At 54.4% G+C, this 12,111-nt stretch carries 10 protein-coding genes and 4 pseudogenes; 10 read left to right on the top strand and 4 right to left on the bottom strand.

Annotation, left to right across the window (positions count from 1 at the left end; translation table 11 throughout):
* Window positions 1-3: 3 nt before the first annotated feature.
* The 6 genes and pseudogenes from A9976_RS31930 to A9976_RS25300 all read left to right on the top strand — a co-directional run bounded on the left by A9976_RS31930 (window position 4) and on the right by A9976_RS25300 (window position 3,970).
* Window positions 4-380, top strand: a pseudogene (locus A9976_RS31930) (SCO4402 family protein).
* 505 nt (window positions 381-885) lie between these two features.
* The gene (locus tag A9976_RS31495; protein WP_259649306.1) at window positions 886-1,203 is read left to right on the top strand and encodes a hypothetical protein; all 318 of its coding nucleotides are present in this window, start codon (window positions 886-888) and stop codon (window positions 1,201-1,203) included.
* Window positions 1,203-1,631: a hypothetical protein gene (locus A9976_RS31490; RefSeq protein ID WP_259649305.1), complete on the top strand. Its 429-nt coding sequence runs from the start codon at window positions 1,203-1,205 to the stop codon at window positions 1,629-1,631. The genes A9976_RS31495 and A9976_RS31490 overlap by 1 nt, the downstream gene beginning before the upstream one ends.
* A gap of 73 nt (window positions 1,632-1,704) precedes the next feature.
* Window positions 1,705-1,845: pseudogene (locus A9976_RS25310) on the top strand (RHS repeat-associated core domain-containing protein); the annotation flags it as partial.
* Between the two features lie 1,016 nt (window positions 1,846-2,861).
* Window positions 2,862-3,374 (top strand): hypothetical protein, encoded by a 513-nt coding sequence (locus A9976_RS25305; protein ID WP_183021275.1) that lies wholly within the window; start codon window positions 2,862-2,864, stop codon window positions 3,372-3,374.
* Window positions 3,375-3,598: 224 nt separating this feature from the next.
* Entirely contained in the window at window positions 3,599-3,970 is a 372-nt protein-coding gene (locus tag A9976_RS25300) for a hypothetical protein (protein ID WP_183021274.1), read from the top strand.
* 537 nt (window positions 3,971-4,507) lie between these two features.
* On the opposite strand, the pseudogene A9976_RS25295 reads toward A9976_RS25300, so the two are convergent.
* Window positions 4,508-4,849: pseudogene (locus tag A9976_RS25295) on the bottom strand (IS5/IS1182 family transposase); the annotation flags it as partial.
* A gap of 285 nt (window positions 4,850-5,134) precedes the next feature.
* Here A9976_RS25295 and A9976_RS25290 point away from each other — a divergent pair.
* From A9976_RS25290 to A9976_RS25285, 3 genes and pseudogenes are all read left to right on the top strand, one after another.
* Window positions 5,135-5,641: a hypothetical protein gene (locus A9976_RS25290; RefSeq protein WP_183021273.1), complete on the top strand. Its 507-nt coding sequence runs from the start codon at window positions 5,135-5,137 to the stop codon at window positions 5,639-5,641.
* Window positions 5,642-6,670: 1,029 nt separating this feature from the next.
* Window positions 6,671-6,894: pseudogene (locus tag A9976_RS31485) on the top strand (RHS domain-containing protein); the annotation flags it as partial.
* A 404-nt stretch (window positions 6,895-7,298) separates the two neighbouring features.
* A complete protein-coding gene (locus A9976_RS25285; RefSeq protein WP_232245694.1) occupies window positions 7,299-7,682 on the top strand; it encodes a hypothetical protein in 384 nt (127 codons plus the stop codon).
* On the opposite strand, the gene A9976_RS25280 is transcribed toward A9976_RS25285, so the two are convergent.
* Window positions 7,648-8,976: a sulfatase gene (locus A9976_RS25280; protein WP_183021272.1), complete on the bottom strand. Its 1,329-nt coding sequence runs from the start codon at window positions 8,974-8,976 to the stop codon at window positions 7,648-7,650. The genes A9976_RS25285 and A9976_RS25280 overlap by 35 nt on opposite strands.
* A gap of 69 nt (window positions 8,977-9,045) precedes the next feature.
* Window positions 9,046-10,023 (bottom strand): tripartite tricarboxylate transporter substrate binding protein, encoded by a 978-nt coding sequence (locus A9976_RS25275; RefSeq protein ID WP_183021271.1) that lies wholly within the window; start codon window positions 10,021-10,023, stop codon window positions 9,046-9,048.
* A gap of 102 nt (window positions 10,024-10,125) precedes the next feature.
* Between A9976_RS25275 and A9976_RS25270 the strand changes: the two genes are divergently transcribed.
* A complete protein-coding gene (locus A9976_RS25270) occupies window positions 10,126-10,641 on the top strand; it encodes a MarR family winged helix-turn-helix transcriptional regulator (protein ID WP_183021270.1) in 516 nt (171 codons plus the stop codon).
* A gap of 21 nt (window positions 10,642-10,662) precedes the next feature.
* On the opposite strand, the gene aldA is transcribed toward A9976_RS25270, so the two are convergent.
* Entirely contained in the window at window positions 10,663-12,096 is a 1,434-nt protein-coding gene (gene aldA / locus A9976_RS25265) for an aldehyde dehydrogenase (protein WP_183021269.1), read from the bottom strand.
* Between the last annotated feature and the right edge of the window lie 15 nt (window positions 12,097-12,111).

The raw sequence follows: 12,111 nt of genomic DNA, 5'->3' as shown, positions 1-12,111 counted from the left end.
TAATTGAAATATCCAAACATGAGAGATGATTTATTGAATTATCTGTGCTCTCTTTCGGATAGAGAATATCAAATTAATTCCTGGGTCAATAAGATCCATCCGTCAGGAATTGAGTATGACTGCCTTAATTCTTCAATTCATTTCATATTCAATGACACCGATTTGGCGACGCGCCAGAAAACTCAATAGGAGATATTATTTTAAATAAAGAAGAGGCTGATTCCATTGCCAAATTGGTTGCTTCAATAAATTATGTTTTTGAAAAATATGGAACCAATATGACGGATGATTTCTACATCGGAACACCAGAATGGGATGATGTCTTATCTTCTGCCAGCACTGCCTACAAATTGATAAATATTAACAACGGGATATACTAACCGATGCAATGAAGCAGCAGGGATTTGTTGCGGCCGATTTCAGGGGATTAAAAACATAGACACCAAGAGATGCATATACTGGATATCAACTGCAGTGGTGAATTGGTGATTAATTATATTGGTGCTGGTTGCCAGCGGTTGAATTAGGCGGCGGCTTCTTGAACATTGGAATGTCATCGACCGTCCCCGGTGGAAATAAGACCCATTGTGAAACTGGGTTAATCAAGTTACGGAGAATTCAGCTAAAAAACACGTGATCATCTATACTCTCCCGCGAATGCGCATAATAGTATCCAGCCAAACATTTATTGAGCCTGAATACTTCATCCATGGATAGAGTTTAGGCCTCTACAGTGTGTTTTTGCATGCAATGAAGGTCTTGTTGATTTCTGAATTGTTTTGCCAATGGATAAATTCATTGTTATGGATCGGGTAATGATTGAGTGCAATATTATCTACCTCTGGGATGCATTGCATTGATGATGCATAAATAAATAGCGAATTCATGAATAGCCGAATCCTTGACTTACCAATATCTCTCACCGAGCAGCTTGGCACCCAGAGTCGCCTGGAATGGCTGCTCCTCTTGCCTGAGCTGGAAAATGCTTCTTCAGACGCTATTTTCAAGCGAATGAACGAAGGAATTTATCATTTCAGTTCTGCAGCAAATGGATTGACACTTGCGCTGCAATGTCTGAATCCATCAGCTGCTGAAGATGATTTGAAATGGGGGGGGTGCAGAGTTTTACTTTGGATGCATATTCCTGGCAAGGCCCTTGGTTTCAAAACACCACGCCTAGAGACATTGAACCAGAGAGCTTGATGCAGTTGTTGAGTCCTTCTTCCGACGAAGTGATGCATATGCACCCCATGCTGTGTTTCCCCGTCGAAGGAAAGGGAGGGCAGACATGGGGCGTCGTGGCCACCTTCGATCAACAAAACAGACTGAGTACATTCAGCCTGGTGCATTCTGGAGACTGGCGCGAAGCGGCGCCGATTCCACAACCTGAGCAAGCCAGTGCAGTACCCGTTGAAACACCTGCGCGCAGATCATTGACTTGCCGTTCTGGAGCAAGAACACCCGAATCAGGTATCTGGGAAGGGCGGCTACCGGCTGGCCATCCCCAGGCTCAAATGCTGGCAGCGGCACCGCACAGGTTCATATTTAAACGTGCTGGTGATGAAATGGGTATCTTGGGTCTTGCCCCGTTTGATGAGGCAACTGTGGTTTGGACTTGGCTGAGAGACTAGTAACACTGATAACAGCGCAGTCAGGACCCGCTGCACAGCCGTTGCCACCTCAATCCCCTGCGGCACCGGCATGTCTTCAAAGCTAGACCCCTGGGGCAGGGTGCTGCAGGAGTACTACCCGCAAGGCATTCACCGGGCGATCCGGCTGCCGGGGCAGTACCATGACAGGGAAACGGGGCTGTATTACAACCTGCATCGGTATTACGATCCGGTGGATTGCTAGGCGAAGACAGTAACGAAGTAATGCTTTTTGATGAAGGCAACAACGACTTTCACAGTTACAACACGAGGAATTCTTGTAAAAAGAGTACAAGTGGCCGCACTCTTAAAAACGTACCCGAAGGACTAATGCGTTATCCAGCTCCAGGTGCAAAAGGGGAGCCCATACAAAACGGCCGGCGCAGTTTCGCAATTCCTGTTGGCTCAATGAGCAATGTAGTTAATTCAGGTCGTACAATGGTCGTTAACGTTACGGAAAATTCGCACCTACCCTACCCAGGAATAGTACGCCGTTGGGTCTCGGAAAGTGCAGCTGAGGTGACAGTGCATACGTTCGGGGAAGGTGTTGGCCCTATGGATGGGATAAACAGTGCACTTGCAGACACACTTTGGGGCCAAGTTGATAAAAATTTCTTCGAATATGCGAAAAGCTGCAAATGATTAAGTTAATACAGCCAAGCATCGTTTCATCTGTAGTCATTGGATTTCTCTTTACGAAATTAATGACGGATAAAGACTATGAATCGATTTATGTTTATTTCTTCTTATTCGTCTTTTTAACTTCATTGCCTATTAATATTTTGTTTCAATTATTTCTTGTGCATTTAAAAAACAAATACGGTATATTTTTCTACTTCTGTATCTCCGCAACTATTGGGGCACTTGCAGCCATCACAATTAAGAAATTATTTTTCAATTTATCTCTAGAAATTGATCTTCTTGATTTTTATTATCTTATATTTGGTTTTTTCGCCGGCATCATTTCGTCCATGATTTTTGTCATATTTGAAATAAGAAATAAACCAATTTGATGTGCCAGATGGAGCGATCCTATGCTCAGCGCCATCCACCACTACCACTGCGACCACCTGGCACGTCCCTGGTGCTAGCAACAGTCAATGTCGCCGGCAACCCACCAACATTGAAAGAAGCGCGATGTCTCTATAGATTGTTCTGCCATTGCACATGACCAGCCCGTTTTGCTGCCGCCTCGTGCCAGGATTTTGATAGATGTGTAATGCAGTGATAAACTTTAATTATAGAAAAATAAAAACCACATTTCATTTTGGATATGTGGTTTTGTTGACGGTATTTTTTATTTTTGGATGTACTGAATCAGCTGAAGGTGATTTGAAGATCAGTCATATTCATGAACACTCCATTGTTGATATCAATGACGGAAAAGTCTATATCCCAGATTTTTGTAAGCTGAGTTACTTGAACTACGACGATGATTTGGGCTTTGCAACGGTTATTTGTACCCGGGAATCAGCAGATCACCCAAGCGATTTAACTCTTCTTGATTTGAGAAGAAATAAAGAGAAAGAATCGATTGTCAAGCAGACCATGGGGCAGAGAAAAATGATAGACGCCCATGAATGTGGATATATTCTTTATCCAAATATGTCCTGCTATTTTAATGAGATGGGAATCTTGGCAAGTTCAGATGATATTGTTGTTTTGGAGCACTTTGTTAAATACCAAGCGGTAGCTGAAAGATTGAGGCGAGAAGCCAAAAAGTAGAATGATCGAATAAACAACGGAGCTTACGAAAATGATTGGCGCATTAATAGAAGGGTCCTCGATGAATCTTTTGAGAAATTGAGATCCGCTTGGGTAAAGACAGAGTAGAACAAGTGCTGGTTTCACCCAATTCAGAAATGTTGCTCTGGATTTTTTTAAGGCACATGGAAAAAAACGCCAAGTGCCACTCTTGAGGTTGTCGTCATCTGGGGAAATAAGCTTGTATGAAGAAATATGCATATGCACTTGTGACGGTGTTTTTGTCAATCTATGCAGGTTATTGGCTTGGCATCTATAAAAACAATCAGTACACCATGGAGTATATGAACTCTTTGAATAATCAATATATTGCCATCAGGGCGGCCAATGGAATTCATGGGATCTCAAATATGAAAAAACACATGACAGATGAAAGTCTGTTAATTTGCGACATGAAGAACGAGGTTTTGCGACTTTCGGAAGATTGGACGAACTGTAAATCTGATAAGGCTTGCTCAATTGAGGTGGATGGTGGGTTCTTTTTAAAGATTGACGGAATCATATCTGATTTTAAAAATGAGACATGTGAGGCAGTGCAATCTGAAGTTCTCAATTAATCATTAGATGTTTTTGCGTTCCTGATAATTGACTGGTTATGGGGAACATTTTTTGCAATACAGGATGAAATACATATTCTGTGTATTTTCCATATTGATGGGCCTTTCTGCTTCGCATGCCAAAGAGGGCTCAGCCGAAAAGCCAGAGTGTCTGGCTGGTGTAGACTCGGGGAAATTCTTCTAAAAGGCAGCGGAACTATTTATATCAACGCCAAAGACAAGTTGGTTAGAAGAGAAATTTCCGAGAATTTGGAAAATATCCAGATTCATCTGCTGCTGACTCAAAAAGAAATAGTCCTCTACTCCAGAAGCTTGCAGGGGAAAGATGTTCTTTTTGCGAACCAACCCACGCATGCCAGGATGACCATGCGCACTCCGTATGAATCGCAGTCGTACAGTTGCCTTGCGGAAATTTATTATCAGCAACATGTTCAATGAATTTCTGAATAGCCGGCCCTGCGAAATTCCATCTGCCGCGCTGGTGATCCCGGCGGCGCGCATCTGGGGACGCGCAGCTGCCGATTCGAGGGCCATCGCAAGCACTGCCAGGAGCCCGATCAGGCGCAAGTAAAGCCTTTGAGGCCCATGCGCGCCATGGCACGCAGCAGGCACCGGAAGTTGAAGCGCGCTGCGCACAGCACCGCTTGCAGCGCATCGCCCGTCTGCCCCTTGGGCCAGCACCGGACCTTCCCGATGGCAGGCTCGGCTTGCCTGCGCTTGAGCCAGCGTCGCTGCTGATCGGTCAGGCTCTTGAACCTGCCCCGATCGATCATCTGGATGCCCGGATTGGCCGCACCCCAGCTCCACCACCGCCTGCTTCGGGCTGCCCCCGGTGTCCTCGGTCGCCTCGATCTGTGTCCAGGGCAGCCGGCTGGCCAGCACCGCCAGCGGATGGCGCAGATCGATCATCTCGGCCAGGCGTGGGCGAAAGAAATCGACAGTGTCGGCAGGCTCGGGCATCAACAGAACTCCCGGAAATCAGCGTCTGATACAACGATTCTCGGGGGATCGCCAGCCTATGCGAACCAGCGAAAAACCAGTGTTCATGCGGGTTGCCGGGGATTTGCAGGGCCGACTTATTGCAACCGGTATCGGCATTACGATCCGATGGGGGGAGTTATGTGAATCAGGATACTATTGGTATCAGAGGGGGTGGCAATTGGTATGTTTATCCAGAGCCCAATGATTGGAACTGATCCGCTCGGGTTGGAGTATGTGGATGGCCCCTTGGGGATGGCAGATAGAGTCGCCGGTATCCCTTCTGGGGGATTATCAAGCACTGCCAATATGGCAGTCGGTGCGGGTGGAGGCTTTCAGGCACCTTTCGGATTTGGCATGGGTGCCGATTCCAGTATAGTGGTCGATTTCAGGTTAAATTCATGCTGGCATTCCAATATCTGCCATGCCCGTGGATTCGGATTATCCGGGCCAATCACGCACATTCTCAACTATATGCGCAAGGAATTAATTGTGAGAAAAATATACAACAATGAATACGGAATTTTATTCATGATGATAGGACTTTTAATGGCAATCGTCGGTGGGGTTTTGGCTTTTTTATGGTTGCCGCGTGGTGGTGCATTTATGGTAATAATTGGGTGGATCATAGGGGCAGCCGGATTGGTTGTTCATTTCGCGACTAATGCAAATGATATATTTGGTGGAAAATAGGCAAAGCGTGCAATCAATGGATCTCTAGAAATCCGTGACCTTCCAATCTTTGCATCTTAATTTATTGATTTATATGAATCCAATATTTCAAAGCAACAATTTTTGACGATGCCTTGAAGTTTGGCCTACCAAGAGCAATGGGGCATGTGGTTTGCAGCGATGATAATCATCGCCCGACCCACCCGACCTCAACGATAAAAACAGGGCTTTCTTCGCTCTACCTGATCTGATTAATCAGCACCAGCCACAGCGTGAACGTCATACTCTGAATGAGTGTCAACCGCTTCCGCTACCCCTACCCGCAGAAAGCCTCTATCACCTGCGACAGCTCCATCCGTATCGAAGACACGCCCACTGGCGCCACACCGACGTCAACCTCATTGGGGTATGGATGTGGACCCATCAAGGAAACAGCTGTCAGAAGTTTGTTCACTCCCCGGCAGAACACTGCTCTGGATGTATTGCAAGGAACGACTGCTGCGCAAAGTATGATGAACTCCGGGGCGTCCATTTGCAAAAGATAGAAATCCATGAAAATAGATCATAAATCATCTTTAGTGCATTTTGAAAAAAATTCAGATATATACGCCGGACTTGCATCTATCCTGATGAATTTAATGCTGGTTATTAATTTATTCGAGAATGGCGTAAGTTTGTTATTTGGTTTCCTGTTTTATATTTTCTGTGGGCTATATATATTTGGCGCGGGCTCAAAGGAACTAAGAAAGAAGAATAATAGAGGTTATTTTATTTTCTTTTCATCCTATCTTATTCCATATATCTCCTCTGGTGTCTTTTTCTTATATTTTGCATTATTTAACAATACTTAAAACCCGCGAAGAATTCAAAATATAAATAAGCACGCAATGATAATTCTATTCAAGTAGTAGCAAAATATGCCTGCACCGCACGCTGGACGGTAGCTGCCGACACCTTGGCCCTGCTGTGGCTAGCAGCCCCAATGCGCCACGCATATGCATGCAATATATGCAGGTGCAGCTGCAGAGGAAAGGAAAATAACAGCAATAGCGCATCGCCATCCACCACTGCGGACACCTTGGCACGCCAATGCCCTGCCGAACCAGACCGGTCAGGTGGCCTGGGCCGCAAAGCTGGATCCCTGGCGCAATATGCTGCAGGAGTACAACCCGCAGGGCATCCACCAGGGGATCCGGCTGCCGGGGCAGCACCATGACAGGGAAATGGGGCTGTACCACAACCGGCATCGGCATTACGATCCGGTGGTGGGGACATGTCTTCAAAAGACTTGAATCTGCTTTCCGAAATTCTCCAAGGATCGCAAACACTTCAATACGGTTCAGAGGCCGAAAAATGAGAATGATTGCAATTATATTTTACATGGCTTTATCAATGTTTGTTGCTTACAATTTATGCAGCCAGAAATACAAGATCATTGGCAATATATTTCAAATTGCAATGGTCCTGTCATTTACTTATGAGCATGGGTACAAGATATTCTTCAAGAACAACGAGAAAATGATATTTTATACGGCATATCTACTCCCATTGATAACAATTATTCTCCTGCAAATACATACCGCATTTGATTTGAAAAATATTCTCAATTAATCATAAATTACTTCAATACTCAATTTAAATGAGAATTACATCGAACCATTAGATTTCGAAGAGAGACATGATCACCCAAGCCTTGACGGGCATCCTGCCCGCCACCCTGTCTCTCTCCGCAGCCACTGCCACCTGCGCCGCACAGTGCCCGCTGATTCCCGATGGCAATGCCACTCTGGAAGAGTCCGAGAGGGTCGCACTGCTCAGCGAGTTCAAGTTCGAGGCCCTGGACAAGGAACTGGCCCGGAGGCACAAGAAGAATCTTTCCTCCGCAGGCGGGGACCAGTTGACCATGCGGGATCTGCTGGGACGGCAGCAACTGAGCCTGCAGGAGGAGAATGTGATGCATCAGAAAACAAGGCAGGCCCCAAGGCCTGCCTTGTTTTCTCGCCCGCAAACGGCGGGCACACAAAACCTCAAAACGTCGCCGAAGGCAGATCCTGCCGGCTGAACACCAGCGACACCTTGGCTTCTTCCGGGATGGGAGGCAATGACGCATCCCATTGCTGCCAGGCCGCGCGCAGTTCAGCCAGGCGCTGAGGCTCGCGGTCACGCAGGTTGGCGCGTTCGCGCGGGTCCTGGGCCACGTTGAAAAGGTATTCCACGCCTTCGATCTGCAGGTATTTCCAGTCGCCGCGCACCAGGGCGCGCTGGGCGCGGTGCTTCATGCGCCAGCACAGGTCGCGCTCGGGGTTCCAGGCGCCATCGTCCATGAGGGGCAGCAGGCTGATGCCGTCCAGCGGGTAGTCGGCGTGGCCGTCCACGCCGGCGGCGGCCAGGAAGGTGGCCGACCAGTCCATGGTGAGGTTGGGCGTGTCGCTGACGGCGCCTGCCGGCATGCGTCCAGGCCAGCGCGCCACCAGGGGCACGCGGATGCCGCCTTCGAGCAGGTCCATCTTCTGACCGATGAAGGGCCAGTTGTTGGAGAAGCGTTCGCCGCCGTTGTCGCTGGTGAAGACGATGAGCGTGTTCTCGGCCATGCCCTTTTTCTCGAGCGCGTCCAGCACCCAGCCGATGCCTTCGTCCATGTGGTGGATCATGCGCTGGTAGGTCTCGATGGTGCCGCCGTCGGTGTGCTTGCCGAAGCCGCCGATGCGCCGCGACTCCTCCAGGTCGTCGCGCGTGAGCCAGGGCCAGTGGGGGGCGCTGTAGTGCAGGGACAGGTAGAAGGGTTTGTCGGCGCTCTGGCGCTCGACAAAGTCCACGGCGCGGCGGCTCAGCAGGTCGGTGAGGTAGCCCTCTTCCTCGTGCGGCTCCTCGTTGATCCAGAAATCGGGGCGGCCGCGCGGGTCGCAGTGGGCAAAGTAGTCGGCACCGCCTGCATGGAAGCCGTAGAACTCCTCGTAGCCCGACATGCGCGGGCCGAAATGCGGCGGGTAGCCCAGGTGCCATTTGCCGACCAGGGCGGTGGCGTAGCCGGCATCGCGCAGCAGCGAGGCCACGGTGGGATGGTCGGGCGGCAGGCCCAGCACCTTGTCGCCGTGGACGCTGGCGATCGGCTCCTCGGCCGCGCCGCGCAGGCGGTACTGCCAGCGGCCCGTGGCCAGGGCAAAGCGCGTGGGCGAGCACACGGCCGAGTTGGAATAGCCGCGCGTGAAGCGCATGCCCTGCGCGGCCATGGCGTCCAGGCGGGGCGAGACGTCGGTGGCGCGGCTGTGCGCGTCGCGCGCACCCGTGCAGCCGAGGTCGGCATAGCCGAGGTCATCGGCCAGGATGAAGATCAGATTGGGGCGCTGGGTTGCCATGGGAGCCAGGAGACAGTGGATGCGTTGGACAGGGAGTATCGCCAAAACGGCGATGCCTTCGGGGCTGATTCAGTCATTGGTCAGGTGGATGCGCTTGACCAGGGCGGCCCACTGCGCGGACTGTCCCTTGGCGCGCGCCTGGGCCTCAGCCACGGTGGAGCCGACCATCTCGATGTCCAGGGCCTTGGCGCGTTCCTTTTGCTCGGGCGCGCGGATGGCCTCGTTCATGGCATCCACAAAGCGCTTTTGCACCGCCGGCGGCACGCCCTTGGGTGCGGCCAGCAGGATCCAGAAGGTGCCGTCGAACTCGGGGAAGCCCGACTCGGCAATGGTGGGCAGCTCGGGCGCCAGCGCCGAGCGCGTCTTGCCCGAGGTGGCCAGGGCGACCAGCTTGCCGCTCTGGACCTGGGGGAAGACCGTGGGGCCGGCCAGAAAGCCGCAGTCCACCTGGCCGCCCAGCAGGTCCTGCATGGCCGGCGCCGGTCCCTTGTAGGGCACATGGACCATCTTGGCGCCCGAGGTGGCCAGCAGCGATTCCATGACCAGGTGGCCCGGCGAGCCCGCGCCGCCCGAGGCATAGGTCAGCTCGCGCGTCTTGCTGGCGGCCACCATGTCCTTGACGGACTTGAATCCCGTACCCGGCCCGCAGACCAAGGTCTGCGAGAAGCGCGCGGCCACGACCAGGGTTTCCAGCGCATCGGCCTTGTAGCCCATGTTCTTGTAGACATGGGGGTTGACGGTGAGCACGGGGTCCATGGCCCACAGCCAGGTGTAGCCATCGGCGGCGGAGCGTGCGACCTCGGCCGCGCCGATGTTGCCGTTGGCGCCGGGCTTGTTGTCCACGACCACGGCCTGGCCCAGCGCGGCCTGCATGGCGGCGGCCACTGGGCGCAGAGAGATGTCGGAGGGGCCGGCCGGCGGATTGGGCACGACGATGCGCAGGGGCCTGGCCTTGGGCCATTCCTGGGCCAGGGCGGGCGCCGCGCACAGGCCGGCGGCGACCAAACTCAGGGCGGCACGTGCCAGGGCTGCGAGGGGGCTGGGCATACTTGTCTCCTTGTCGTTGTCTTGCGGCCAATGTACGCAGGCCGCAGACAATGCATCTAATCCATCATCCCTAGCGTAAACCCGAAACCGGCCCGCGAGTCCATGACCGACCTCCACCGCTGGCGCCACCCCGCCGTGCTCGACGACATGTTCCTCTACCACCTGGCGCGGCTGCAGGCGGCGGCCGGCAGCCGCGTGGTACGCCTGTGCGAGGGCGGCTACGGCATCACGCGGCGCGAGTGGCGCATGGTCTGCCTGCTGGCCGAGGCCGGGCAGCTGCAGCCCTCGCAGCTGGCCGAGCAGGCGCAGCTGGACCGCACGCGCACCTCGCGCGCGGTCACGGCTCTGCTGGCCAAGGGGCTGTTGTGGAAAGAAAGCCAGGTGGGCGATGCGCGCCGCGCGCTGCTGCGCCTGAGCGACACGGGCCGCGCCCTGCATGCCGAGCTGTTCCCGCAGGTGCAGGCCATCAACCGCGAGCTCATGGACGCCGTGCCCGAGCCCGAGCTGCAGGCCATGGCCAGCGCCTTTGCCCGCATCCGCACCCGGGCGCGGGAGCTGGAGGCCAGCAGCCCGCCGCCCAAGGCGCCGCGCAACCGCAGGAAACCGGCAGCGCCCTGACGCCAAGGTCCAGAAGGTCAATCACCCCTGCAGGTACACCACATGCGTGTGCGTGTACTCGTACAGGCCGTGCTTGCCATCAGCCCCGCCCACGCCGGACTTGCGCACGCCTGCATGGAAGCCCTGCATGGCCTCGAAGTTCTCGCGGTTGATGTAGGTCTCGCCGAAGTCGATCTCGCGCATGGCCTGCATGGCCTTGGACAGGTCGCGCGTGTACAGCGACGAGGTCAGGCCGTATTCGCAGTCGTTGGCCAGGGCGATGGCCTCGTCCAGGTCCTCCACCACCTGGATGGGCAGCACGGGGCCGAAGATTTCCTTGCGCATGATCTCCATGCCGGCATGGCAGCCGGCCAGCACCGTGGGCTGGAAGTGAAAGCCCGCGCCCAGGTCTGCGGCCTGCCCGCCCGTGACCAGTTGCGCGCCGTCGGCGATGGCCTGGCGCACCTTGGCCTGCACGCTGTCCAGGCCCTTTTGGTTGATCAGCGGGCCCATTTCCACGTCGGGCCGCGCAATCGGGTCGCCGTAGCGCGTGGCGGCCATGGCCTGGGCGATGCGGGCTGTGAACTCGTCGGCCACCTGGCGCTGCACGTAGACGCGTTCGGCGCAGTTGCAGACCTGGCCGGTGTTGATGATGCGCGAGTCGCGGATGGCGCGCACGGCCAGGTCCAGGTCGGCATCGGCCAGCACGATGGCCGGGGCCTTGCCGCCCAGCTCCAGATTGAGCTTGGTGATGTGGGGCGCGGCGGCAGCGGCGATGCGCTCGCCCGTGGCCACGCTGCCCGTGAAGCTGACCATGTCCACGCCCGCATGGCCGGCCAGCGCAGCGCCCGTGCCGCCCTGGCCATAGACCACGTTGAACACGCCGGCCGGCAGCTCGCACTGGGCCAGCAGCTCGGTGAAGGCATGGCAGTTGATGGGCGTTTCCTCGCTGGGCTTGATGACGATGGTGTTGCCCGTGAGCAGGGCCGGCGCCATCTTGCGGGCGATCAGGAAGAAGGGAAAGTTCCAGGGCAGGATGCCCGCGACCACGCCCAGCGGCTTGCGCAGCAAAAAGATCTGCTCGTTGGTCCGGTCGCTGGTGATGACCTCGCCCTCGATGCGGCGCGCCCATTCGGCCATGTAGTCCAGATAGTCGGCGGTGAAGTTCACCTCGACCTCGGCCAGGCCCAGGACCTTGCCCTGCTCCTCGGTGATGGTGCGCGCAATGCGCGCGGCGTTGTCGCGGATGCGGACCGCCACGCGGCGCAGGTACTGCGCGCGCTCCACGGCAGGGCGGCGCGCCCAGGCCTTGTGGGCGCCGCGCGCAGCGGCGATGGCGCGGTCCACATCGGCCTGGCTGGACAGGGGCGAGCGCGCCAGCACCGCGCCCGTGGCGGGGTTGGTCACCTCATGCAGTTCGGCGCTGTCGGTGAAGCTGCCGGCGATGAAATTGCGCAGCACGGTAGGGGATGCCATGGAGTTCTCCTTGGG

Origin of the sequence: Delftia sp. UME58 (genome assembly GCF_014170385.1) — a bacterium.
GTDB lineage: Bacteria > Pseudomonadota > Gammaproteobacteria > Burkholderiales > Burkholderiaceae_C > Comamonas > Comamonas acidovorans.
Note: the sequence above shows the minus strand (reverse complement) of the source record. Positions and strands in the feature narration are given on the sequence as shown.

Excerpts from the sequence above, each read along its gene's own strand:
- A9976_RS31490 (WP_259649305.1), top strand. The coding sequence starts at position 1,203 with ATGCAGTTGTTGAGTCCTTCTTCCGACGAAGTGATGCATATGCACCCC.
- A9976_RS25285 (WP_232245694.1), top strand. The coding sequence starts at position 7,299 with ATGATCACCCAAGCCTTGACGGGCATCCTGCCCGCCACCCTGTCTCTC.
- A9976_RS31495 (WP_259649306.1), top strand. The coding sequence starts at position 886 with ATGAATAGCCGAATCCTTGACTTACCAATATCTCTCACCGAGCAGCTT.
- A9976_RS25290 (WP_183021273.1), top strand. The coding sequence starts at position 5,135 with ATGTTTATCCAGAGCCCAATGATTGGAACTGATCCGCTCGGGTTGGAG.
- A9976_RS25275 (WP_183021271.1), bottom strand. The coding sequence starts at position 10,023 with ATGCCCAGCCCCCTCGCAGCCCTGGCACGTGCCGCCCTGAGTTTGGTC.
- A9976_RS25300 (WP_183021274.1), top strand. The coding sequence starts at position 3,599 with ATGAAGAAATATGCATATGCACTTGTGACGGTGTTTTTGTCAATCTAT.
- aldA (WP_183021269.1), bottom strand. The coding sequence starts at position 12,096 with ATGGCATCCCCTACCGTGCTGCGCAATTTCATCGCCGGCAGCTTCACC.
- A9976_RS25280 (WP_183021272.1), bottom strand. The coding sequence starts at position 8,976 with ATGGCAACCCAGCGCCCCAATCTGATCTTCATCCTGGCCGATGACCTC.
- A9976_RS25270 (WP_183021270.1), top strand. The coding sequence starts at position 10,126 with ATGACCGACCTCCACCGCTGGCGCCACCCCGCCGTGCTCGACGACATG.
- A9976_RS25305 (WP_183021275.1), top strand. The coding sequence starts at position 2,862 with ATGTGTAATGCAGTGATAAACTTTAATTATAGAAAAATAAAAACCACA.